Here is a 23,944-nt window from a genome sequence, read left to right on the forward strand (position 1 = left end):
CCCATTGAGGTGTCACAGCTCCGCATGGAACAAGAAGCTCCGGCCGGCTGGGAGTTCTTCGACTCTGTCGATTTCCCGACCGATCACATCGACGACCCGATGGGTCGCCCGCGGGTCCGGCACGTCGTGACCGCGGTGGTGGTCGGTCACGAAGGCGCGGCCTGGCTGCCGCGCTTGTCCGAGGCGCTGTGGGCGCTGAACCCGCGCCCGGACCGGCTGATCGCGGTCGACACCGGATCCACCGACGAGACCGCCGAGCTGCTCGCGTCGATGCCCGGCGTCGAGCCCGTGGTCAGCGTCTCCGCCCGGACCGGCTTCGGTACGGCGGTCGCCCGCGGTGTCGAGTCGGTCGGCTTCGCGCCGATCCCCTCGCCGTACGGGCCGTACGGCGACGACGGGCAGATTCCGGTGGTCGAGTGGCTCTGGCTGCTCCACGACGACTGCGCGCCCGCACCCAAGGCCCTCGAAAAATTGTTGCTTCAGGCCACTATCGCGCCCGAGGTCGGGATCTGGGGACCGAAGCTGCGGCTCTGGCCGCGAGATCGCGACCTGCTCGAGGTCGGCGTCACCACGTCGCTCGGCGGCCGCCGCGACACCGGCATCGAGAACGGCGAGCTCGACCAGGGCCAGCACGACCAGCCGCGCAACGTGCTGGCGGTCAGCTCGGCCGGCATGCTGGTCCGGCGCGATGTCTGGGAGTCGCTGAAGGGTTTCGACCCGCGGCTGCCGATGTTCCGCGACGACATCGACTTCGGCTGGCGTGCCAGCCGGGCAGGCTTCCAGGTCGGCGTTGCGCCGGATGCGGTCGTCTACCACGCACAGGCCGCGGCAACTGGTGAACGTGCGCTGGCGGGAACCCGTCGGCACGCGTACCAGCTCGACCGCGCCCATGCGTACTACACCGTTCTCGCGAACGCTCCTGCCAAACTGCTGCCGATCCTGATCGTCAGGTTCCTGCTGGGTACGATTCTGCGGTCGGTCTGGTTCCTGATCGGCAAGACGCCGTCCGGTGCGGTCGACGAGTGGACAGCTCTGCTCGGCACACTGCTGGCGGGTGGCTGGACGCAGGCCCGCAAGGACCGCCGCAATCTCGACAACGTCCCGTACGACGACATCAAGGGACTGTTCTCCCGGTCGGTGCACGCTTTGCGGCACAACCTGGAGGAGACCACCAGCACCATCTCCGAGCGGATCCGTGAAGCCTGGGCGGACGAGCCGGAAGAGCAGGTGGTCACCACTGCTCGTCGTGCGAAGACCACAGCTCGCGTCGCTGTCGACCAGCCGCGCTGGCGCCGGCAGTTGATGCGGCGGCCGTTCCTGGTCGCGTGGGTCGTGCTGGCGCTCGGCACCTTCATCGCTGCGCGCAGTCTGATCGGTAGCGGCGTACTGCGCTCCAACCTGCTGCTGCCGGCACATGAGAACGTTGCGGCGCTCTGGCATGCCGCAGCGTCCGCACCGCCCGGTGTGACGCCACCTGCTTGGTTGGCACAGTTCTGGGCTTTTTCCACGGTCATGTTCGGACCGTCGGGCGCAACCAACGTTCTGCTGCTCGGTGCGATTCCCTTGGCTGCACTAGCCGCGTGGGCGTTGCTGCGGGCCTTCATCGTCGACCGTGGCGCTCGTGCGTGGGGCGCCTCGGCGTACGGGTTTGCAGTCTTCACAAATGGCGCGATCACGCAGGGCCGGATCGGGACCGTGGTGGCGGCGATTGTGCTGCCCCTGCTCGGTGCTGCTGTCCACACCGTTGCGCGTCGTCGTCGTGTTGTCATCCAGGGCAGTTGGCGCGCCGCCTGGTTCGCCGGCATCTGTCAGGCGGTCCTCTTCGCGTTCACGCCGGCCGTCGGTCTGATCGTCGCGGTCACGTTGGCCGTCGGTGGAGTGCTGGGGCTGGGCTGGCGCAGGCAGGGCCGGCAGCTCGCCTTCTCCGTGGTGCTTGGTCTTGTCCTCGTGTTGCCGTGGACGATTCAGCTGGTGCTGCACCCGTCCTTGCTGGGACAGGAGGCGGGTGGTCGGCCGACCACTGCGATCGGTCCGGGCGACAGCCTGCCGCACCTCCTGACCGGTACGCCGGTTGGCGGTCCGACGCCGTGGTGGTTCGCCGTACCGCTCATCGTGGTGGCTCTGGTCAGCTTGCTGCGCGAGTCGCGGCAGAAGTACGAGCTGCTCGGCTGGTTCGTTGCACTGGTCGGTCTGGTCGGCACACTCATCGCCAGCCGGTTGGGCGGCGGCAGTGGACCGCTGATGTTCCTCATGAGCGCAGGCTGGGTTGTCGCGGTCACGGTGGCGTGGGACTCGGTCGGCAAGTCCACTGAGCTTCTGGTCCAAGGTGTGCTCGGTGTTGTGCTCGTGACGACGATCGTGACGGCCGGCTTCTGGCTGGTGCGCGGAGTCGACGGGCCGCTGTGGCGTGGACCGGTGCAAGACCTCCCGGCGTACCTGGTGTCTGCGCAGGGCCCACCGACCAACGACTCGATCCTGGTCGTCCGCAAGTCTCCCGGCAGCCCGATGCGGTTCTCGTTGGTCAAGGACGGCGGTCCGCGGATGGGCGCCGTCGAGGCCGCACCGAAGCCGGAGCAGGTCAAGCCGATCACCGATGTGCTGTCGACGTTGGGGGGCGGTGGCTCCGGTGAGGAAAGCCGTCAGTTGGCCGCTCTGGCAGTGGACTACGTCTACCTGCCCGCGCCCGTGGATGCGACCCTGCAGTCGACGCTCGACTCGCTGCCTGGCCTGAGTCGAGCCAGTGCCAACGAGGGCGATGCCTCCTGGCTCGTGGACCGGGTGGAGGGTGGCGGTAAGTCCCCGCTGGACGACGTGACGCACACCCTGTGGCGGATCCTCGGCGTGATCGCCTGGATCATCGCGCTGATCTTCTGTCTGCCGACGGTCCGCCGGACGGTCGCCTTGCCGCACGGCACCCACGCGAGGAGGGACCGATGAGCAACCTGCTGTCGGATCCGCGGATCCGGCTCGGTGCCTGCGTGCTGGCGATGGCCGTGGTCGGTGGACTGGGCGTCGTCACTCACCCCAAGCAGCCCAACGTCGAACCGGAGGCGGCGACGGAGCCGGCCCGGTCGATCGTGAACCGCGCCGCCCTGGCCTGTCCGGCGCTGGCGCCGGGCGCCAAACAGACCAGCGTGGTGAACGGCGTGGCGCCGCTCCTGCCGGATGGCACACCGGTCGCAGCAGGTAACGCGACCCCGCTGTCGATTCTGCCGCTGGTGAGCACAGCCGACCCGGTCGGATCACTGCTCGTTCGTGGCAAGGTTGGATCGAGTCCGGCGGCCACCAAGCCGGAGACCCTGGCGATCCGCGGCGCCGGTCCGCTCGCCGCAGGCACGGTCGGCACCAGTACGGCGACTGCCACCAGCGGTGTGAACAGCGGTATGGCCAGTGTGCCGTGTCAGTCGCCCGGCTCCGACTTCTGGTTCGTCGGCGCCTCGACGGCCGCCGATCGCCGCGACGTGCTCACGCTCGCGAACCTCGACAACACCAGTGCCGCGGTCAACGTGACGATCTACTCGAACAAGGGCCAGCTGGACGTCCCGGCCACTCGTGGGCTGGCGATCCCGGCCAGGTCGACGTACGAGCTGTTCCTCGGCCAGGTGGCTCGCAGTCAGAAGGACCTCGCACTGCACATCGTGTCGACCGGCGGCCGGGTCGCTCCGGCCTTGCGGGACTACGCGACCAAGGCCGACAAGACGCCGGCCGGTGTCGACTGGATCGGCCCCGCGGCCGCGCCGTCGACCAAGGTGTTCGTGCCGGCGACCGCGCCGGGTGATGGCGAGCGCACGCTGGTGATGGCGAACCCGACCGACCTGCAGGCGACGATCAGCGTGACGGTGCACGGTCCGAACGGACCGTTCAAGCCGGCTGGGCTGGAGACGGTCCGGCTCCCCGCGGGCGCGGTCAGCTCCATCAAACTCTCGAAGGTGCTGAATGGCGACGCCAGTGGCATCAGCCTGGTGTCGGACCAGCCCGTGACCGCATCACTGCGGATCACGGACAAGAGCGGTTCGGACTTCGCAGCCGTCTCCGCTGCGGAGGCGCTGACCGGACCGGCGTACCTGGTGCTGCCGGCTCATCAGCAGCCTGCCGTCCTGCAGGTGATGGCTCCGGGCAAGGCCTCTAGCCTCAAGCTCGACGTGCACGATGCGGCGGGCAAGTCGCTGCAGAGCCGTGCGGTCGACGTGATTGCCGGTTCGACGACGCAAATCGCGCTCAAGCCGCAGACCGGGCCGACGTACCTGACGGTCGAGCAGACCCGCGGGACGGTGATTGCCGGCGTCACGTTGATGCCGGTGCCGAAGAGCGACGACACGCCGCAGGTCGCTGCGTGGCCGCTGAACACGTCACTGGTGTTCCGGGCCCAGCTGGGCGCGCAGCCCGACGTACGGTCGGCGCTGCGCTAGCAGGTCAGTTGCCGTCGGGGTCGCGCAGCATCCGCAGGTGACCGCGCCGCGTCACCTCGACCGGCGCGCCCGGTACGTCGGCGCCCGGCTCCCGGCGGGGCAGCGGGCGTGCGGCCTCGCGCACAGCGTTCGCCAGCGCCTCCAGGTCGTCGGTCGACGGTCCGGCCGCGGCCGGGTCCGGAGCGAGCCGGATGACTTCCCAGCCGTTCGGAGCGGTCAGCCGGTCCGCGTGGTCGGCGCAGAGGTCGTAGCAGTGCGGCTCGGCGTACGTCGCGAGTGGACCGATGACGCAGGTCGAGTCGGCATAGACGTAGGTGAGCGTCGAAACGGCCGGCGAATGACAGGCGGCGCGCGAACAGATCCTGGCGATGCTCACGACAAGACGTTACCCCCACTAGGCTGAGCGCGTGACCGAGGCTCGCCGTCATCGCAGGCACATCGACCGCCACGGCCGTGGCATGCTCGGCCCGATCAGCCGGCCGAGCTCGTTCGCGCCGCGCGGTCTGCCGCTGCAGCGCTCGGCCGCCGCCCAGTTCGACGAGGTGGTCGCGATCGAGGTGACGCGCCTGGAGAAACGGCTGCCGCAGGTGATCGCCCGGGTCGAGTTCGCGATCGAGGACGTGCCGACGCTCGAGCTCGACGCGACCGAGATCCCGCTCACCCACGCCACCGGCGGTACGTCGCACGAGCCGTACCGGATCGTGGTTTTCCGGCGCCCGATCGAGCTGCGGGCCGAGCGCTCCGGCGCGGCGCTCGCCTGGCTGGTCCGCTCCGCGCTGGTGCTCGAGCTGGCCGATGTCCTGGCGCTGTCGCCGGAGCAGATCGACCCCGAGTTCGACACCGACGACGACTGACCCCGCACCCTCCACCCCCGCACACGAACGGATATCCGCTCGTGTTGCCCCTTCTCCGGTCTCCCACAGGGGGTAGAACGGCTCCCGCCGGGGGATATCCGTTCTTGTTGTCGCGGTGGAGGGGCGCGAACCTGGGGTTCCGTACTGTGGAACCCTCCTTGTGACCTTCGTTGTCAACGGGAGAGGATCGCAGCTGTGAACGATCAAAAACTGCGCGTCGGAGTCGTCGGGCTGGGGTTCGCCGGACGCACCGCACTGGAAGCGTTCTCCGAGCTGCCGGACGTCGAGGTGATCGCGCTGGCCGGGCTGGAGAAGGAGCTCCTGACCAGCCTGGGCGAGAAGCACGGCGTACCGCACCTCTACGAGAAGTGGGAAGACCTGCTGCAGACTCCCGGTCTGGACGCGGTCAGCATCGGTACGCCGACGCAGCTGCACGCCCCGATCGCCTTGGCGGCGCTGGAGCGGGGCCTGCACGTGCTGTCGGAGAAGCCGCTGGCCAGGACTGTGGCCGAGGGCACCGCGATGGTCGAGGCCTCGAAGAAGGCCGGCCGGGTGCTCAAGGTGGTCTTCAACCACCGCGAGCGCGGTGACGTGATCGCCCTCAAGCATCAGATCGAGGAGGGCCAGCTCGGCCGGATCTACTACGCCAAGGCGCACTGGATGCGCCGCAACGGCATCCCGGGCATGGGTGGCTGGTTCACCAACCGGGAGCTGTCCGGCGGCGGCCCGCTGATCGACCTCGGCGTCCACATCCTCGATATGGCGCTGCACCTGCTCGGCGAGCCGCAGGTCACCACGGTGTCGGCGAATACGTTCGCCGAGCTCGGCCCGCGCGGCCGGGGCAGCGTGCACAGTACGGAACGGCCGGTCGTCGACACGCTCGGTTCGAAGTTCGAGGTCGAGGACCTGGCGACGGCGTACCTGCGACTCGAGGGCGGCGGCGCGCTGCAGCTGGAGACCAGCTGGGCGACCTACCGGGCGCCGGGCGACAACTTCGGTATCGAGCTGTTCGGCACCGAGGGCGGCGCGAAGATCGACGTCCAGAACTACACGAACGACGACACGCTGCGGATCTACACCGACGTCGCCGGGATCCCGGCCGAGGTGCGGCCCGCGACCGGTCCGGGACTCGGCCACCGCGCGGTCGTGCGGGACTTCGTCCGGATCGTCCAGAGCGGCGACTGGGAAGGGCAGAACGGGTCGGAGGCACTCCTCCGGACCGAGGTCATCGACGCTTGCTACGCCTCGGCGAAGGCAGGACGAGAGGTAGTGCTGCATGACTGATCCGATCCGCGTCACCGTCTGGGGCGAGAACGTCCACGAGGACCGCGACGAGACCGTCCGCAAGCTCTACCCGGACACCATGCACGAGACGATCGCGTCGGCGCTGCGGGACAAGCTCGGCCAGGACGTCGTCGTCCGGACCGCGTGGCTGCAGCAGGACGAGCACGGCCTCACCGAGGAGGTGCTGGCCGAGACCGACGTACTCACCTGGTGGGGGCACGCGGCGCACGACCAGGTCGACGACGCGGTCGTCGAGCGGGTGCAGCGGCACGTGCTGTCCGGGATGGGCCTGATCGCGCTGCACTCCGCGCACTTCAGCAAGATCTTCATCAAGCTGATGGGTACGACGTGCTCGCTGGACTGGCGGGCCGAGAACGACCGCGAGCTGATCTGGACCGTCGCGGCCGGGCACCCGATCGCGCGCGGCATCCCGCATCCGCTGGTGATCGAGCGCGAGGAGATGTACGGCGAGCTGTTCGACATCCCGCAGCCGGACGAGCTCGTGTTCGTCAGCTCGTTCTCCGGTGGCGAGGTATTCCGGTCGGGGTGCTGCTACCGCCGTGGCCAGGGCCGGGTGTTCTACTTCCGGCCGGGTGACCAGGAGTTCCCGACGTACCACCACTCCGACGTGCAGCAGGTGATCGCGAACGCGGTCGGGTGGGCGGCTCCCGTCGTACCGCGGCAGCTGCCGGAGGTGCACCATCGCGGCGAGACCGGCTGGTTCGAGCGAGGCTGAAATACAGCTTTCACACTGGGCCGGATAAGGTCCACGCATGGTTGACGTTGCGGCGATCTTCAAGGCGTACGACGTCCGCGGAGTCGTCCCGGACCAGTTCGACGAGTCGGTGGCCCGGGCGACCGGGGCAGCGTTCGTCGAGGTCCTGGACGTGCTCGCGGGCCCCGGGGCGGTCGTGGTCGGGTACGACATGCGGCCGTCCAGCCCGGCGCTGGCGGCCGCCTTCGCCGAGGGCGTGGCGAGCACCGGCGCGGACGTGATCATGATCGGGCTGGCCTCGACCGACCAGCTGTACTTCGCCTCCGGCCGGCTGAACCTGCCGGGCGCGATGTTCACCGCGAGCCACAACCCGGCGCAGTACAACGGCATGAAGCTGTGCCGCGCCGGCGCCGCGCCGGTCGGTGCGGACTCCGGGCTGCGGGACATCGCCGACCTGGTCGAGAAGGCGCTCGTGGACGGTCCGGCGGCGACCGCCGTACCGGGCAAGATCCGCGAGAAGGACCTGCTCACCGCGTACGCCGACCACCTGCACGATCTCGTCGACCTGACCAGGATCCGGCCGCTCAAGGTGGTCGTCGACGCCGGCAACGGGATGGGCGGGCACACCGTGCCGGCCGTCTTCGCGACCGGTCAGGTCGAGATCGTGCCGATGTACTTCGAGCTCGACGGCAGCTTCCCGAACCACGAGGCGAACCCGCTCGACCCGAAGAACCTGGTCGACCTGCAGGCCAAGGTCGTCGAGGTCGGCGCCGACCTCGGGCTCGCGTTCGACGGCGACGCCGACCGCTGCTTCGTGATCGACGAGAAGGGCGACCCGGTCTCGCCGAGCGCGATCACCGGTGCGGTCGCGGTCCGGGAGCTCGCCAAGCACCCTGGCGCGACGATCCTGTACAACCTGATCACCTCTCACGCGGTGCCGGAGATCGTCGCCGAGCACGGCGGCGTACCGGTGCGGACGCGGGTCGGGCACTCCAACATCAAGCAGAAGATGGCCGAGACCGACGCGGTGTTCGGCGGCGAGCACTCGGCGCACTACTACTTCCGGGACTTCTGGCGGGCCGACACCGGCATGCTGGCCGCACTGCACGTGCTGGCCGCGCTGGGTGAGCAGGACAAGCCGGCCAGCGAGTTGTTCGCCGTCTACGAGCGCTACGTCGCGTCCGGCGAGCTGAACAACAAGGTCGACGACGCGGCCGCCACGGTCGCGGCGATCGAGGACACCTACGGCACCCAGGACGGCATCACCGTCGACCACCTGGACGGCCTCACCGTGTCCGCGTCACAGTGGTGGTTCAACGTGCGTGTGTCGAACACCGAGCCGTTGCTACGGCTGAACGTCGAAGCGGCGGACCGCGCCACCATGGAGCGGGTCCGCGACGAAGTGCTGGCGCTGATCACCGGCACGCCTGCGAAGGGGAACAACTGATGGCAGTCAATCTGGACCCGGACCTGCTGAGCATCCTGGTCTGCCCGAAGTGCCGCTCGGAGTTCCGGGTGGACAACGAGGCGAACGAGCTGGTCTGCACGAACACCGGCTGCGCGCTGGCCTACCCGGTCCGCGACGACATCCCGGTGCTGCTGATCGACGAGGCCCGGGACACCCGTACCGAGGAGACCGCGAACAACGCATGACAGCTTTTGACGACTCGCGGCTTGACGATCCGACTGCGCTGCAGGCTGCTGATCACCTGTTGCGCCGACTGGCCATGGCGGGTGCCCGAGTGCGAGCCGAGCTGGAGGCCGCCGACGACATCCTGTCCGGGCTGACCTCCGACGGCTTCCGGCCGCGCGCCATCGTGGCCGCCGGCCGCGACGCCCGGCTGGTGCGCGCGGTGCTGGAGCCAGTGTGCCCGGTGCCGTTCGTGGCGTGGCCCGGTCCGGGTCTGCCGGGGTGGGCCGGTCCGCTGGACCTGGTGATCGTGCTGGGTGGACAGTCCGAGGACCACGACGCACTGTCGGCCACTGCCGAGGCGACGCGCCGCGGCTGCGGTCTGATGGTCGCCGCGCCGGAGGACTCGCCGGTCGCGATCGCATCGGCCGGTCTGCGGCATGCGATCCGGCTGCCGTCGCAGTCCGACGACCAGCTCGCCGCTGCGGTCGCCGTACTGCAGGCGCTGCATCAGATGGAGCTCGGACCGGTCGTGGACGCCAAGTCGGTGGCGGCGATGCTCGACGACGTGGCGATCGCCTGCTCGCCCAACAACGACATGGTCTCCAACCCGGCCAAGGAGTTCGCGCTTGTGCTGGCGGACGCGCTGCCTCTGGTGTGGGGTGGCTCGGTGCTGGCTGCTCGGGCCGCGCGTCGAGTTGTCGAGGCGCTGCGACTGGCCAGTGGCCGGCCGGCGCTGGCTGCTGACGCCGGTCACCTGTTGCCGGTGCTCAACCAGCCGCCGCGGGACCTGTTCGCCGACCCGTTCGATCAGGGCGACGAGCTGCGGCCGGCGCTGATCATCCTGGACGACGGTCTGGCCGACGACTCGGTCGTCGAGACCCGCAACAAGCTTGCGCTGAAGGCCGAGCGGCACGAGGTGCGAGTGCATGTGGTCAAGCAGGCCGAGGGCACCGACATCGCCCGGTACGCCGCTCTCACCCAGCATGGCCGCTATGCCGCGGCGTACCTGGGGATTGGGCTCGGCCGCTACGGCACTGCGGTCAACGACGACTTCGACGAGCCGGGCATCCCCTCGGAGGACCCGGCGTGGTAGTCCGGCTGCAGAACACCATCCGCGACTACGCCTGGGGCTCACCGACCGCCTTGCCGCAACTGCTCGGCGTCGAGCCGGACGGCAAGCCACAGGCGGAGATGTGGATGGGCGCGCACGAGTCGGCGCCCTCCGTGCTGCCCTCCGGCGACTCCCTGTACGACGCTGTGTCCGGCGCGCCGGAGCAGGTCCTGGGATCGGAGGTCGCGCAAGCGTTCGACGGCCGGTTCCCGTTCCTGGCCAAGCTTCTGGCCGCGGCGCAGCCGTTGTCGATCCAGGCGCATCCCTCGCGGGAGCAGGCGATCGACGGCTACGCACGCGACGAGGCCGACGGCATTCCGCGCGATGCGTTGGACCGGAACTACAAGGATGCTTGGCCGAAGCCGGAGATCCTGATCGCGCTGGAGCCGTTCGACGCGCTGGTCGGATTCCGGCCGCTGGAGTCGACGGTCGCGTTGCTCGACGCGCTGGCCCCGGTCGGCTTCGAGGAGCTGACGTCGCAACTGCGCGACGGCAAGCTGCGGGAGGCCTTCACCGACTTCATGAGCAACGACCGGGATTCGATCCGGCCGCTCGTGGCCGCGCTGGGCGAGGCCTGTGCGCAGTACGCGGGGTCGGCGTACCGGCTCGAGATCGACACGATCGCCCGGTTGTGCGCGGACTTCCCGGACGATCCCGGCGTACTGGCGGCGCTGCTGCTGAACCGGGTGCGGCTGGAGCGGTTCGAGGCTGTGTACCTGCCGGCCGGGAATGTGCACGCGTACCTGCACGGGCTCGGCTTCGAGGTGATGGCGAACTCGGACAACGTGCTGCGTGGCGGTCTCACCAGCAAGTACGTCGATGTGCCGGAGCTGGTGTCGGTCGTCGACTTCGAGCCGCTGACCGACCCGGTGCTGACCGCGACCGACGGGGTCTACGAGACCGGCTGCGAATACTTCGCCGTACGGCGGGTGGAGCTCGACGGCGGTGAACAAACGGTCACCGGCGCCGGGCCGCGGATCGTCTGCTGTGTGGACGGATCCGTCGAGGTCGGTGCCGGAGGCACCTATGACGGTGTGACGTTGTCCGCCGGGCAGTCCGCGTTCGCGGGTGGACCCGAGGGACCCTGTAACCTGCGTGGTTCCGGCACGGCGTTCGTCGTGTCTGCCCCCTGATCGCTTCATTTTCACGGAGGACCTGAACAACCATGGCTGGTGGCGGAAACAAGGCCGTGGTCGCGGCCCTGCTGGCGAACACCGGGATCGCGGTCACCAAGTTCGCGGCCTGGGGGCTGACCCAGTCGGCCTCGATGCTCGCCGAGGCGATCCACTCGCTCGCCGACGCCGGCAACCAGGTGCTGCTGCTGGTCGGCAGCAAGCGCGCCAAGCGGGCGGCCGACGAGCTGCACCAGTTCGGTTTCGGCCGCGAGCGGTACGTCTACTCGTTCATCGTGGCGATCGTGCTGTTCAGCGTCGGTGGGCTGTTCGCGCTCTACGAGGGCTGGCACAAGGTCCACGACCCGCACGGCATCGACAACTGGAAGTGGGTCCCGGTCGCGGTGCTGGTGGCCGCGATCGTGATGGAGTCGCTGTCGTTCCGGACCGCGATCATCGAGGCGAACAAGATCCGCGGGCAGGTCAGCTGGCCGAGGTTCGTCCGCAACGCCCGCTCGCCCGAGCTCCCGGTGATCCTGCTCGAGGACTTCGCCGCGCTGACCGGTCTGGTGCTCGCGCTGATCGGTGTCGTACTGACCCTGGTCACCGGCAACGGCGTCTTCGACGGTCTCGGCTCGATGGCGATCGGCGCGCTGCTCGTCGTCGTCGCGATCTTCCTGGCGATCGAGATGAAGTCGCTGCTGCTCGGTGAGTCCGCGACCCGCGAGGCGCAGCAGAAGATCGTCGCCGCGATCGAGACCACGCCCGGCGTCCAGCGCCTGATCCACATCAAGACCCTGCACCTCGGTCCCGAGGAGCTTCTGGTCGCCGCGAAGCTCGGAGTCGAGGCGACCGCCGACAGCGCCGTCGTCGCCGAGACCATCGACGCCGCCGAACGCGCCATCCGCGCCGCCGAGCCGATGTCGGTCCACATCTACCTCGAGCCCGACATCTTCCACGAGAACCACATTCCCGACCCTCGCCCCGCCGTACCCGAAGCCCCCTCGCACTAACGCGGTCTGGGTGGGAGGACGCCGGAGCGGCCTAGCCATTGCAGGGCGCGTTCGCGGTCGATCTGGGACTGGGTGGGTGGCGTCGTGAGGCGGCCGGTGCGGTAGCCGAGGTTGCGGAGGTCGGCGGCGACCGACGGCTCGGCGAGGGCCCGGAGGGCGAAGGCGAGTGCGGCCGGGGTGACGTCGTACCGGCGTTCGAGGTCGAGAGCCAGCTGTACGGCGGCCAGGTCGCGGTCGTCGTACTGGCGCTGGGCGGTCTGGCCGGAGCGGGAGTGCGGGAGCAGGCCGAGCGCCTCCCGGTAGCGCAGCATCCGGGGAGTTGTGCCCAGGCGTTTGGCGGCTTCGGTGATGCGCATGACACCAATCCTGACATTTCGGTGTCAAAAACGCCCGTGAAGCGATCAAACCCGGGTGCTGAGCCCTCTAGGCTCAGGCAAGCAGGAAACACACCCAATCTCTGCAGGGGAGCGGTATGACGTTCGACTACAAGGTGGCGGACCTCGGGCTGGCCGAGTTCGGCCGCAAGGAGATCCGGCTGGCCGAGCACGAGATGCCCGGTCTGATGGCGATGCGTGCCCAGTACGGCGAGAGCAAGCCGCTCGCCGGTGCACGGATCATGGGCTCGCTGCACATGACGATCCAGACCGCCGTACTGATCGAGACGCTGACCGCGCTGGGCGCCGACGTCCGCTGGGTCTCCTGCAACATCTTCTCCACCCAGGACCACGCTGCCGCGGCGATCGTCGTCGGTCCCGACGGCACGGTCGACAACCCCACCGGTGTCCCGGTCTTCGCCTGGAAGGGCGAGACGCTGGAGGAGTACTGGTGGTGCACCGAGCAGGCGCTGAAGTGGCCGGGCGAAGAGGGCCCGAACATGATCCTGGACGACGGCGGCGACGCCACCATGCTCGTCCACAAGGGCACCGAGTTCGAGAAGGCCGGCGCCGTCCCGGACCCGTCGACCGCGGACTCCGAGGAGTACGCCGTCGTCCTGAAGCTGCTGACCCGCACGCTGACCGAGGACCCGCAGCTGTGGACCCGGATCGGCCAGGGCATCAAGGGCGTCACCGAGGAGACCACCACCGGTGTGCACCGGCTCTACGAGATGCACAAGGCCGGCGCGCTGCTGTTCCCGGCGATCAACGTCAACGACTCGGTCACCAAGTCGAAGTTCGACAACAAGTACGGCTGCCGGCACTCGCTGATCGACGGCATCAACCGCGCCACCGACGTCCTGATCGGCGGCAAGGTCGCGGTCGTCTGCGGGTACGGCGACGTCGGCAAGGGCTGCGCGGAGTCGCTGCGTGGCCAGGGCGCCCGCGTCATCGTCACCGAGATCGACCCGATCTGCGCGCTGCAGGCGGCGATGGACGGCTACCAGGTCACCACGATCGAGGACGTCGTCGGGATCGCCGACATCTTCGTCACCACGACCGGCAACAAGGACGTCATCACCGCCGATCACATGGCGCTGATGAAGCACCAGGCGATCGTCGGCAACATCGGTCACTTCGACAACGAGATCGACATGGCCGGCCTGTACAAGCTCGACGGCGTCGTGCGGACCAACATCAAGCCGCAGGTCGACGAGTTCCGTTTCCCGGACGGCCACACGATCATCGTGCTGTCCGAGGGCCGCCTGCTGAACCTGGGCAACGCGACCGGTCACCCGTCGTTCGTGATGTCGAACTCGTTCACCAACCAGGTGCTCGCCCAGATCGAGCTCTTCGTGCGCACCGCCGACTACCCGACCGACGTCTACGTGCTCCCCAAGCACCTCGACGAGATGGTCGCCCGCCTGCACCTCGACGCGCTCGGCGTGAAGCTGACCGAGCTCACCAAGGAGCAGTCGGCGTACCTCGGCGTACCGGTCGAAGGCCCGTACAAGTCCGAGCACTACCGCTACTGACAGACCGCCAAAGCGCCTCACCGGCTGGTGGGGCGCTTTTGCGTTGTACCTACCAGCCGGACTGGTTGCTGCCCGGGGTGGCCCAGCCTTGGGCGTTGTGGGTCGCCGGCGTCGGTTGCGGGGCCGGCGGGGGTGGGGCGAAGGTCGGCACCGGCTCGGGCGGCAGGGCGCCGTACGGGCTTGGGGGCGCGAACGGCCCAGCCGGTACGGCGTACTGGTCGCTCGGCGCCGGAGCGAACGGACCCGTGCTCACCGGGCGAACGACCGCCAACCGGATGAGCTCACGCCGGCGGCGCTCAGCCAGAACCGCGGAGAGGAACGCCGGGGCGATCATCGGGGTCGGCGGTGCGGGCGCGGTGACCTGGGCAACGCGGTGGCCGAGGGTTTCGCCGAGGGCGGCGCGTGCTGCGGGCTGCAGTTCGGTGTAGCGGGCCAGGTAGTCGCGGGCGGTGTTCGCGAGCTCGTCGGGGAGCTGGGAGAGCTCGAGCGACTGGGCCCACGCCACCAGGTGCCCGGGGACGAACAGCGGCGGGGAGGACATTGCCTGCTGGCGTTCACGGATCACGACCGTGCCGGCGACCATGTCACCGATTCGCTTGCCCTGCTTGTTCATCAGGCTCGCCACGATGCCCGGGCTGGCCGCGAACCACGGCGCGAAGTCGACGAAGAACCACATCAGCGTCCGAACCAGCGCGTGCCGGAAGCGGATCGACGAGCCGTCGTCGCGCACCACCTTCAGGCCGAGCACCATCTTGCCGACCGTCCGCCCACGAGTGAGCGTCTCCATCACCAGCCGGTAGCCGATCACTACGAGCAGGACCACGATCATCACCAGCGCGACCGCCAGCGCCTCGCTGGACTGCTCGCTGAACAGGAACCCGAACATCAGCCCGAGCACACCGCTCAGCACCATCACCTGGATGAACACGTCGATCGCACACGCCAGCGCGCGCGTCGGCATCCGTGCGATCCGCACCTGGAGGACGACCGCCTCGCCGGTAACAAGCTGAGACACTCTGCCGCCCCCCTCCTCTGTAGACACCCGCTCGGGCTAGTCTGCCAGCGCAAGGAGCCAGCTCGGGGAGGAGGTGTGTTGTGGACGTCGAGGCGTTCGTTTCGGTGCACCAGTCGCAGTGGGACCGGTTGGCCTACCTCACCCGTCGTCAGCGGCGTTTGACCGGTGCTGAGGCAGAGGAGCTCGTCACGCTCTACCAGCGGGTCGGCACGCACCTCTCCGCGCTCAGAGCGGCCGGTGCGGACCCAGTGTCGATCGGACGGCTCTCCGGTCTGATCGCTGACGCCAGAGGCGCAGTGACCGGTGCACAGGCACCTGTCTGGCGAGACATCTCCCGGTACTTCCTGGTGACGTTCCCAGCCGCGCTCTACGTCTCCAGGCGCTGGTGGCTGACCATCGGCCTGCTGTTCTACCTGGTAGCGGCCTGGTCGGCCTGGCGGATTCTGGCGCACCCCGAAGTGATCGACTCGATCGCTGCCCCCGCGCAGATCCAGCAGCTGGTCGACCACGACTTCGAGGCGTACTACTCGGAGAACCCGGCCCAGGACTTCGCGCTGCGGGTCTGGATCAACAACGCCACGCTGAGTGCCGCCGTACTGGCGCTGGGTATCTTGCTGATCCCGTCGATCTTCATCCTCTGGGACAACGCGCTCAACCTCGGCGTCAGCGCCGGGCTGATGATCAGCCACGACAAGGGCGGTCTGTTCTTCAGCCTGATCACCCCGCACGGTCTGCTCGAACTCACTGCGGTCTTCATCGCGTCCGCGGCCGGCCTGCGGCTGGGCTGGTCGTGGATCGTCCCCGGCGCGCGGACCCGCATGCAAGCTCTCGCTCAAACCGGCCGCGCCACCATCGGGATGGCGATCGGGCTGGCCGCGATCCTGTTGCTCACCGGCGTGATCGAAGCGTTCGTGACGCCGTTCCTGCCCGGGCCGGTGCGGATCAGCATCGGCATCCTGGTCGAGATCGGCTTCTTCCTGTACGTCTTCATCCTCGGCCGGCGCGCCGCCCGGCTCGGCGAGTCCGGCGATGTCGAGGAGACCGACGCGGCGGCCCCGATCGCCGTGTAATCGTTTGTCCCTGGGCACTGGAAGTAAATGAGATCCGCCCAGCAAGTCAGACACAGCAAGGGGTACGGCGTCGCCGTCACGGTCGGCCTGATCGCGTACGGCGTCGTCCACCTCCTGGTCGCGTGGATCGCCCTGCAACTGGCCTGGGGACAGTCGTCGCAGGAGGCATCCCAGCAAGGCGCGCTCCAGGAGCTCGCCGGTAAGCCGCTCGGTGGCGTCCTGCTCTGGATCGTCGCGATCGGCCTGTTCGCGCTGGTCGGCTGGCGCGTCCTCGACCTCGTCTACGCCGACCTGGACACCCAGAAGCGGGTGTCGATGGCCGGCCGTGCCGTCGTCTACCTGGTCCTCGGCATCAACGCGATCAAGGTCGCGGTCGGGACGAGTAGTTCGAGCAGCAACCAGCAACGCACGATGTCCGCGCGGTTGATGGAACACGGCATCGGTCGCGCACTCGTGGTCGCCGTCGGTGTCGCCGTGGTTGCGGTCGGCGTTCGCCAGCTGTACAAGGCGTACACGAAGAAGTTCACCGAGGACCTGGTCGGCGGTGTCTCCGACACGACCATCCTGCTCGGCCGCATCGGGTACGCCGCCAAGGGCGTCGCGTTCATCGTCGTCGGCGTGCTGTTCGGCTGGGCCGCGATCAGCTACGACCCCGAGAAGGCGGGCGGCCTGGACACCGCCCTGCACACGATCAAGCAGCAGCCCTTCGGCTCGGTGCTGCTCACCGTCCTCGCCCTCGGAATCGCCGCCTTCGGCGTCTACTGCTTCGTCTGGTCCCGCAACGCAAAGGTCTAGAGCGGACGCCCACGCCATCACAACTGTCCCACCCCGCCCACCCCCACGCGCGCGGGTAGCCAACGCTCGCACTTGTGATGGCCCAGCGGTCCGCTCCTCGACGGCGGCGCGACATCAGGTGGTGGGGAGGTCTCGGTGGTGGAGGGTGGTCAGGCCGGTGGTGGTGAGGGCGGCGGTGATGAGGAGGAGGGTGAGGATCGGTAGGACGTGAGTCGGGCCGCCGGGGAGCGCGGGGAGGTGGGTGAACGGGGAGATGTCTTTGAGCCAGGGGGCTAGTTGGGTGCCGGCGCTGGCGAGGCTGATGAGGAGACAGACGGCGGGGCCGGCCCAGGCGGCGGGGGTGAGGCGGGGGAGGAGACCGAACAGGGCGAGGGTGAGAGCCGCCAGGAGCCAGACTGCGGGGAGTTGGACGAGGGCGGCGGCGATCAGGCGGGGGAGCTGTGTCCCGAGGTCGTCGACGGCCAGGCCGTAGGCGAGACCGGCCGCTGCGCCGGCGGCGAGGAGGGCTACGGCGGGGCCGAGCAGGCTGAAGGCCAGGTGGCTCAGCGCCCAGTGCAGCCGACTGGTCGCCGTGGCGAGGACGGGTTCGGCCCGACCGCTCGTCTCCTCAGCGCGTAGCCGCAGCGTCGTTTGGACCGCGTACGCCGACGCAATCAGCCCGGTGATCGACATGACGCCGACCAGGAACGAGTCGATCAGCCCGGCCTCGCCGCCCATCCGCTGGAACAGCTCCTGCAGCTTCGGGTCGTCACGCAACATGTCGCCGACGCCTTCGGCGACCCCGCCGAACAGCAAGCCCAGCAAGGCAAGCGCCGAGGTCCACGCGACCAACAGTCCGCGGTGCAGTCGCCACGCCAACCCCAGCGGCGTACCCAACCGTCCCTCGGCCGGCCCGAGCCGAGCCGGCAACAGCCCCGACCCGACATCACGCCGTACGGCGAGCTGAACCGCAACCGCCACCAGTACGACGGTTGTCGCGAGCAACAATCCGCCCAGCCACCACTGGTTGGCGCCGTACGGGTGGATGCGTTGCGCCCAGCCGACCGGCGACAGCCACGACAACCAGGCGAGCGGCCCGTCGGTGTGCGCACTCGTGTCACCGGTTGCGCGCAGCACGAACGACGCCCCCAGTACGCCGATCGCCAGGCCGCGAGCAGTCCCCGCGTTGGCCGTCATCTGCGCCGCGACCGCACCGACCGCGGCGAAGACCCAACCAGCACTGGCGAATTCGAGGCCCAAGGCAACCGATCCCGCCCGCGGCAGATCCTGACTGTGCATGCCGACAGCAAGCAATCCGCCAAGCACCACATTGGCGCCGAAGGCAACCAGCAGTGCAGCGGCAAGCCCCGCGTGCCGCCCCACCACGCTCGACCCGAGGAGCTCGGACCGCCCGGTCTCTTCCTCGACCCGGGTATGCCGGATCACCGTGAGCAACGCGATCAACCCGACCATCAGTGGCACGAACCCGAGTCGCCAGGTGACGAATTCTCCGAGCGACGTTCCGGCCAGTTCGCCGTACAGGGTGATGAAGCCGGCGTTGTTCGCGTAGCTCAGCCGCGACTCCGCGGTCGGGAAGAGTTCGCCGTACGACGCGGCGTAGCTGACCGGGATCGCGACCAGCAACACGATCCACAGCGGCAGCACGAAGCGGTCCCGGCGCAAGATCAACCGCATCAACCCGAGAGTGCCTGTCATCGGGCCACCTCCGGTTCGTACAGCCGCAGGAACAGTTCCTCCAGCGTCGGCGGCTGGCTGACCAGACTCCGTACGCCGACGTCGACCAGTTGCCGCAGTACGGCGTTGATCTCCTCGGTGTCGACGTCGAATCGCACCACCCCGTCCTCAATCCGCAGGTCATGGACGCCGGTCATCGAACCCAAACCGTTCGACGGGCCGGCCAGCTCCGCCGTGATCGACGTACGGGTCAGGTGCCGCAGCCCGGACAGCGTCCCGCTCTCCACCGCACGGCCGGCCCGGATGATCGTGACCCGCTCGCAGAGCGCCTCGACCTCGGACAGGATGTGGCTCGACAGCAACACGGTCTTGCCTTCGCCGGCGCTGATTTCCTGCACGACCTCGCGGAAGACCTCCTCCATCAACGGGTCCAACCCCGAGGTGGGCTCGTCGAGGAGCAGCAGTTCGACATTCGACGCGAAGGCCGCCACCAGCGCGACCTTCTGCCGGTTGCCCTTCGAGTACGTCCGGGCCTTCTTCCGCGGGTCGAGGTCGAACCGCTCCAGCAGTTCGGTCTTGCGCTTCTTGTCCAGGCCGCCGCGCATCCGGCCGAGCAGGTCGATCGCCTCGCCACCGGACAGGTTCGGCCACAAGGTCACATCGCCGGGGACGTAGGCGAGCCTGCGGTGCAGAGCGGTGGCATCCGACCACGGGTCGCCACCCAGCAAGCGCGCCGTCCCATCGGAGCGACGGGTCATCCCGAGCAGGATCCGGATCGTCGTGGTCTTCCCGGCGCCGTTCGGTCCGAGGAAGCCGTGCACTTCGCCGGTGCGCACAGTCAGGTCGAGACCGTCCAGAGCGCGGGTACGACCGAAGGTCTTGACCAGGCCCTCGGTGTGAATCGCCGCAGCGGTCATGAGGGGTCCTTTCGCAGGTTCGCCGCTTGCTCGGGCGTGAGCAGTGGCTGGGAGAAGATGTCGACGAAGGCCCGGGTCAGCCGGGCGTAGCCGTCGGCGGTCGAGATGTCGATGTCGAGGGATTGTTCGAGCTGGTCGCGGAGCACGAAGACGCCGAGCTTCATCACGGTGATCACCGCGGACCAGGCCCGGAAGTCGTCAGTGACGACACCGTGCGTCTTGGCCCACTCCTCGCCGTACTCGACGGTCTGCTGGAAGAGCGCGGCGGCGGTCTCCGAGCCGTCCATCATCGAGCGGACCAGGTAGGTCTGGAGCGGGAACGAGACCGGCTGCACCGTGGCGATGCTGACGTTCTCGAGCCCTTGCTCGTCGATCAGCTCGCGGCTCAGCTGGAACATCCGGTCCCGGGCGTAGTTGTCACACGCCTCGCGCAACGCCTCCTTCGACCCGAAGTGGTGCCGGATCAGCCCGGACGAGACGCCGGCCTCGGTCGCGATGTCGCGGATCGAGGCGCCCTCGATGCCGCGCTCGGTGAAGAGCTTGATCGCCGCGTCCCGGATCCGGGCGCGTGCGGTCAGGTCGTCGTTCATGGTTCCTCCTTGACTACACGATCGAGTAGACAGCTACACGACCGTGTAGTCAAGTCGAAAGTTGATGACGTATATGTGACGAAGATTGGTATCTCGTTGACAGGGCGGCGGTCGCTGGTGTGGTTTCTTCCCATGATCAAACGGTGGCTGGCAGTCCTCGGAGCACTGTGTCTGGTGACCGCGGTACCGGGAACGGCGTTCGCCGCCGATCCGGGCCGCAAAGTGGTCAAGATCGGAGTGACCCAGGCGGTCGACTCGATGAACCCGTTCCTGGCCGTCCGGCTGGTCTCGGGATCGTTGCAGCGCCTGATGTACAGCTTCCTGACGGTGCCGGATTCCAAGACCCTGCAGCCCAGCCCGGATCTCGCCGAGTCCTGGACGACGTCACCCGACGGTCTGACCTGGACCTTCAAGATCCGGACCGCGAAGTGGTCCGACGGGCAGCCGATCACCGCGGACGACGCCGCCTGGACGTTCAACAAGATGATGACCGACGACGCCGCCAAGACCGGCAACGGACCGGCGGTCGAGAACTTCGCCAGTGTCACCGCGAGCGGTCAGGACCTGACCATCAAGCTGAAGTCGCCGCAGGCGTCGATGCTCGACAACCCGGTCCCGATCATGCCCAAGCACGTCTGGGAAAAGGTCACCGACATCGCGAAGTACGAGGCCGACCAGTACCCGACCGTGGGCAGCGGGCCGTACGTCGCCGTCGAGTACAAGAAGGACCAGTTCGTGCGGCTCGAGGCGAACAAGGACTACTGGCGGGGCGCGCCGAAGGTCGACGAGCTGCAGATGATCTTCTACGACAACCCGGCGGCCTCGATCGTCGGGCTGAAGAAGGGTGACATCGACCTGATCGGTCGCCTCTCGCCGCCGGACTTCGAGGCACTGAAGGGCGACGACAACATCGTCCAGTGGAACGCCGAGGGCCGGCGGGCGACGTACCTGCAGATCAACCACGGCGCCACCACCAGCGACAACAAGCCGATCGGCGACGGTCATCCGGCGCTGAAGGATCCGAAGGTGCGGCAGGCGCTGCACTACGCGATCGACAAGCAGAAGCTGGTCGACGAGACGCAGAACGGGCTGGCCCGGCCGGCCGACGGCTCGATCGTGCCGCCGCTGTACAAGAGCTTCTTCTGGGAGGCGTCCGGGCCTGAGAAGATCACGTACGACGTGGCCAAGGCGAACAAGATCCTCGACGACGCCGGCTACAAGAAGGGTGCCGACGGCATTCGCACGATGCCGGACGGATCGCGCAAACTCCAGTTCCGGTTCAGCATCCACACTGACGCACCGAGCGAGGAGAAGCTGTCGGAGTACCTGACCGGCTGGTTCAAGGAGGTCGGCATCGGCCTGACCGCGCGCCGGCTCGACTCCAGCAAGTTCACCGAGGAGACCGGTACGACGGCCCTGTTCGACATCGCGATCAGCGGCTGGTCGGTGAACCCCGATCCCGAGGAGGTGCTCGGCACCCACCTCTGCAGCCGGCGGCCGACCGCGTCCGGCCAGGGCGGCGGCACCGAGTCGTTCTACTGCGACCCGCAGTACGAGGACCTCTACAAGCAGCAGCAGAAGGAACTCGACCGCCCGAAGCGCGCCGACATCATCAAGAAGATGCAGGAACGCCTGTACGTCGACGCGCCGGTGATCGCCCTCTACTACCCGAACGACCTCGAGGGCTACCGCAAGGACCGGATCGCGAGCATCACGCCGATCCCCGAGGACAAGGGCATCCTGTACGGCGGCAGCAGCTACTGGCCGTTCTACACGGTCGAGGCGGTGACCAAGGACGGTACGGCGGCCGCGGACGAGGGCGCTAGCACCGGCCTGATCGTCGGAGTCGTTGCCGGCGGCATCATTCTGATCGCAGCTGCGGTCTTCCTGCTCCGGCGCCAGCGCGGTGCGGCCGACGAGCGCGAATGACCGTCGTCACCGAGGTCGCAGCGGCCCCGGCCCGTCATGGCTTGCTGCGCTACGCGGCGACCAAGGCGGGCGGGGCGCTGCTGAGCATCGCGATGGTGGTCATCGCCACCTTCTTCCTGTTCCGGATGCTGCCCGGCGACCCGGTCCGCGCGCTGGCGCAGGGCCGCAACATGACGCCGGAGCAGCTGGATCTGGAGCGTGCTCGGCTTGGGCTCGACAAGTCGCTGCCAGAGCAGTTCCTGCATTTCGTCGGGCAGACCCTGCGCTTCGACCTCGGTACGTCGTACGAGTACAAGCGGCCGGTGCTGGACCTGATCGGTGAGCGGATCGGGCCGACGCTGTTGCTCACCGGGACCGCGCTGGTGATGGCGGTCAGCTTGGGGATCTGGCAGGGCGCGCGGGCCGGGTGGAAGCCGGGGTCGAGGTTCGACCGGTTCTCGACGGCGATCTCGCTGGTGCTGTGGTCGGTACCGACGTTCTGGCTCGGGTTGTTGCTGCTGATGGTTTTTGCGGCTGGGATCGGGCCGATTCCTGGTCTCTTCCCGACCCGGGGCATCGCTTCCGTGGATGCGCCGTCCGGGTTCGGCTATGTGCTCGATGTGGCTCAGCACATGGTGTTGCCGTGCCTGACTCTGGTGGCTGTGGTTTATGCGCAGTACCTGCTGGTGATGCGGTCGTCGGTGCTGGACGAGGTCGAGCAGGACTACATCACGACCGCACGGGCCAAGGGGTTGAAGGACGACGACATCAGGCGGCGGCACGCCGTACCGAATGCGTTGCTGCCGACGGTGACGCTGGTGTTCATGCGGATCGGGTTCGTCGTCGGCGGTGCGGTGACGGTCGAGGCGATCTTCAGCTGGCCGGGGCTCGGGCAGTTGTTCTACGAGGCGATCCGGGTGCCGGACTTCACGCTGATGCAGGGCACGTTCCTGCTGATCACGGTCTCGGTGATCCTGATGAACACCTTGGCCGACGTGATCTACCACGTCCTTGATCCGCGGGTGAGGTCGGTATGAGCAGCTTGACGTGGGTACGACGGCAGCGTGCTGTGCAACGCTTTTGGCGCGACTTCCGCACGCACAAGGCTGGTATGGCGGGCCTCGTCGTACTGATTGTCGCCGTGGTGCTCGCCTTGGTCGCGCCGCTCTTCATCGACTCCGGCGTCACGAACGTGGTCTCCGGCACGGGCGCCAAACTCGCGCCGCCGAGCCTGGACTACCCGCTGGGGACGGACGAGTCCGGGCGATCCGTGTTGCTGATGATCTGGTGGGGCTCGCGGACGTCGCTGCTGATCGGGTTCCTCGCGGCCCTGCTCAGCATGGTGATCGGGACCGTGCTGGGGATCGCTGCCGGTCACTTCCGGGGCTGGGCGGGCGCGATCGTCTTGCGGGTGACCGACTGGTTCCTGGTGCTGCCGTCGTTGGTGACCGCGCTGGTGCTGGCGGCGATTCTCGGTGGCAGTACGGCGACGATCGTGATCGCGATCGGCGTCACGTCCTGGCCGTCGACGGCTCGGCTGATCCGCGCCCAGACGCTCGCCGTCGAGGCTCGGCCGTACATCGAACGCTCGCTCGCACTCGGTGCCGGGCACTGGCACATCACCACCCGGCACGTGTTGCCGAACGTCGCACCGTTGCTGCTGGCAAGTACGACGCTCGAGGTCGCCAGCGCGATCGTCACCGAGTCGACGCTGGCCTTCCTCGGCGTGAGCGCGAACAAGACCTCGTGGGGGACGATGCTGCGCGGATCGTACGACTGGGGTGCGGCGACCGCCGGCGCCTGGTGGTACATCCTCGTGCCAGGTCTCTGCATCGTGGCCGTGGTGATGGCTTTCACCTTGTGTGGAAGGGCTTTGGAGACTGTGCTGAATCCGCGACTACGCGCCCGGGCGGCCTGATGATGCTCGAGCTGGAC

At 68.4% G+C, this 23,944-nt stretch carries 22 protein-coding genes; 16 read left to right on the forward strand and 6 right to left on the reverse strand.

Features of this window, described 5'->3' with window-relative positions; all coding sequences use genetic code 11:
• Positions 1–24: 24 nt before the first annotated feature.
• Together ABZS29_RS14115 and ABZS29_RS14120 are read left to right on the forward strand one after the other, a co-directional pair.
• Positions 25–2,937, forward strand: coding sequence for a glycosyltransferase family 2 protein (locus tag ABZS29_RS14115; protein WP_355461787.1), 2,913 nt, complete (start codon positions 25–27; stop codon positions 2,935–2,937).
• The gene (locus ABZS29_RS14120; protein ID WP_355461789.1) at positions 2,934–4,409 is read left to right on the forward strand and encodes a DUF5719 family protein; all 1,476 of its coding nucleotides are present in this window, start codon (positions 2,934–2,936) and stop codon (positions 4,407–4,409) included. The genes ABZS29_RS14115 and ABZS29_RS14120 overlap by 4 nt, the downstream gene beginning before the upstream one ends.
• A 4-nt stretch (positions 4,410–4,413) precedes the next feature.
• On the opposite strand, the gene ABZS29_RS14125 is transcribed toward ABZS29_RS14120, so the two are convergent.
• On the reverse strand, positions 4,414–4,785 hold the full coding sequence (locus ABZS29_RS14125) for a DUF3499 domain-containing protein (RefSeq protein ID WP_355461791.1): 372 nt from the start codon (positions 4,783–4,785) through the stop codon (positions 4,414–4,416).
• 31 nt (positions 4,786–4,816) lie between these two features.
• Between ABZS29_RS14125 and ABZS29_RS14130 the strand changes: the two genes are divergently transcribed.
• The 8 genes from ABZS29_RS14130 to ABZS29_RS14165 all read left to right on the forward strand — a co-directional run bounded on the left by ABZS29_RS14130 (position 4,817) and on the right by ABZS29_RS14165 (position 12,131).
• Complete coding sequence (locus ABZS29_RS14130) at positions 4,817–5,263, forward strand: metallopeptidase family protein (RefSeq protein ID WP_355461792.1); 447 nt, start codon at positions 4,817–4,819, stop codon at positions 5,261–5,263.
• A 195-nt stretch (positions 5,264–5,458) separates the two neighbouring features.
• On the forward strand, positions 5,459–6,547 hold the full coding sequence (locus ABZS29_RS14135) for a Gfo/Idh/MocA family oxidoreductase (RefSeq protein ID WP_355461794.1): 1,089 nt from the start codon (positions 5,459–5,461) through the stop codon (positions 6,545–6,547).
• On the forward strand, positions 6,540–7,283 hold the full coding sequence (locus tag ABZS29_RS14140) for a ThuA domain-containing protein (RefSeq protein ID WP_355461796.1): 744 nt from the start codon (positions 6,540–6,542) through the stop codon (positions 7,281–7,283). The genes ABZS29_RS14135 and ABZS29_RS14140 overlap by 8 nt, the downstream gene beginning before the upstream one ends.
• 37 nt (positions 7,284–7,320) lie before the next feature.
• On the forward strand, positions 7,321–8,709 hold the full coding sequence (locus tag ABZS29_RS14145; protein ID WP_355461798.1) for a phosphomannomutase/phosphoglucomutase: 1,389 nt from the start codon (positions 7,321–7,323) through the stop codon (positions 8,707–8,709).
• Positions 8,709–8,915 carry a Trm112 family protein gene (locus ABZS29_RS14150; protein WP_355461799.1) on the forward strand — a complete coding sequence of 69 codons (207 nt, stop codon included), beginning with the start codon at positions 8,709–8,711 and terminating at the stop codon, positions 8,913–8,915. The genes ABZS29_RS14145 and ABZS29_RS14150 overlap by 1 nt, the downstream gene beginning before the upstream one ends.
• Positions 8,912–9,988, forward strand: coding sequence for an SIS domain-containing protein (locus ABZS29_RS14155; RefSeq protein ID WP_355461801.1), 1,077 nt, complete (start codon positions 8,912–8,914; stop codon positions 9,986–9,988). Before ABZS29_RS14150 ends, ABZS29_RS14155 begins: the two co-directional genes overlap by 4 nt.
• Complete coding sequence (manA, locus tag ABZS29_RS14160) at positions 9,982–11,139, forward strand: mannose-6-phosphate isomerase, class I (RefSeq protein WP_355461803.1); 1,158 nt, start codon at positions 9,982–9,984, stop codon at positions 11,137–11,139. Before ABZS29_RS14155 ends, manA begins: the two co-directional genes overlap by 7 nt.
• A gap of 32 nt (positions 11,140–11,171) precedes the next feature.
• Entirely contained in the window at positions 11,172–12,131 is a 960-nt protein-coding gene (locus tag ABZS29_RS14165) for a cation diffusion facilitator family transporter (RefSeq protein ID WP_355461805.1), read from the forward strand.
• Here the strand turns inward: ABZS29_RS14165 and ABZS29_RS14170 are convergent.
• Positions 12,128–12,487 (reverse strand): MerR family transcriptional regulator, encoded by a 360-nt coding sequence (locus tag ABZS29_RS14170; RefSeq protein WP_355461807.1) that lies wholly within the window; start codon positions 12,485–12,487, stop codon positions 12,128–12,130. The two genes, ABZS29_RS14165 and ABZS29_RS14170, sit on opposite strands and share 4 nt — an antisense overlap.
• 116 nt (positions 12,488–12,603) lie before the next feature.
• Between ABZS29_RS14170 and ahcY the strand changes: the two genes are divergently transcribed.
• A complete protein-coding gene (ahcY, locus tag ABZS29_RS14175; RefSeq protein WP_355461809.1) occupies positions 12,604–14,040 on the forward strand; it encodes an adenosylhomocysteinase in 1,437 nt (478 codons plus the stop codon).
• Between the two features lie 49 nt (positions 14,041–14,089).
• Here the strand turns inward: ahcY and ABZS29_RS14180 are convergent, their stop codons facing one another.
• Complete coding sequence (locus ABZS29_RS14180) at positions 14,090–15,055, reverse strand: RDD family protein (protein ID WP_355461811.1); 966 nt, start codon at positions 15,053–15,055, stop codon at positions 14,090–14,092.
• Between the two features lie 80 nt (positions 15,056–15,135).
• Between ABZS29_RS14180 and ABZS29_RS14185 the strand changes: the two genes are divergently transcribed.
• Positions 15,136–16,125 carry a stage II sporulation protein M gene (locus ABZS29_RS14185; RefSeq protein WP_355461813.1) on the forward strand — a complete coding sequence of 330 codons (990 nt, stop codon included), beginning with the start codon at positions 15,136–15,138 and terminating at the stop codon, positions 16,123–16,125.
• Positions 16,126–16,152: 27 nt separating this feature from the next.
• Entirely contained in the window at positions 16,153–16,920 is a 768-nt protein-coding gene (locus tag ABZS29_RS14190) for a DUF1206 domain-containing protein (protein WP_355461814.1), read from the forward strand.
• 114 nt (positions 16,921–17,034) lie between these two features.
• Here ABZS29_RS14190 and ABZS29_RS14195 read toward each other — a convergent pair whose 3' ends face one another.
• From ABZS29_RS14195 to ABZS29_RS14205, 3 genes are read right to left on the reverse strand one after another with little or no spacing between them, the layout of a single operon-like run.
• Positions 17,035–18,615 carry an ABC transporter permease gene (locus tag ABZS29_RS14195; protein ID WP_355461816.1) on the reverse strand — a complete coding sequence of 527 codons (1,581 nt, stop codon included), beginning with the start codon at positions 18,613–18,615 and terminating at the stop codon, positions 17,035–17,037.
• A complete protein-coding gene (locus ABZS29_RS14200) occupies positions 18,612–19,511 on the reverse strand; it encodes an ABC transporter ATP-binding protein (protein WP_355461817.1) in 900 nt (299 codons plus the stop codon). Before ABZS29_RS14200 ends, ABZS29_RS14195 begins: the two co-directional genes overlap by 4 nt.
• A complete protein-coding gene (locus tag ABZS29_RS14205; RefSeq protein ID WP_355461819.1) occupies positions 19,508–20,101 on the reverse strand; it encodes a TetR family transcriptional regulator in 594 nt (197 codons plus the stop codon). Before ABZS29_RS14205 ends, ABZS29_RS14200 begins: the two co-directional genes overlap by 4 nt.
• Positions 20,102–20,233: 132 nt before the next feature.
• Between ABZS29_RS14205 and ABZS29_RS14210 the strand changes: the two genes are divergently transcribed.
• From ABZS29_RS14210 to ABZS29_RS14220, 3 genes are read left to right on the forward strand one after another with little or no spacing between them, the layout of a single operon-like run.
• A complete protein-coding gene (locus ABZS29_RS14210) occupies positions 20,234–22,030 on the forward strand; it encodes an ABC transporter substrate-binding protein (RefSeq protein WP_355461821.1) in 1,797 nt (598 codons plus the stop codon).
• Positions 22,027–23,046: an ABC transporter permease gene (locus ABZS29_RS14215; RefSeq protein ID WP_355461823.1), complete on the forward strand. Its 1,020-nt coding sequence runs from the start codon at positions 22,027–22,029 to the stop codon at positions 23,044–23,046. Before ABZS29_RS14210 ends, ABZS29_RS14215 begins: the two co-directional genes overlap by 4 nt.
• Positions 23,043–23,927, forward strand: a complete 885-nt coding sequence (locus tag ABZS29_RS14220) for an ABC transporter permease (protein WP_355461825.1) — start codon at positions 23,043–23,045, stop codon at positions 23,925–23,927. The genes ABZS29_RS14215 and ABZS29_RS14220 overlap by 4 nt, the downstream gene beginning before the upstream one ends.
• Positions 23,928–23,944 lie beyond the last annotated feature (17 nt).

Source organism: Kribbella sp. NPDC005582, from assembly GCF_040605415.1.
GTDB lineage: Bacteria > Actinomycetota > Actinomycetes > Propionibacteriales > Kribbellaceae > Kribbella.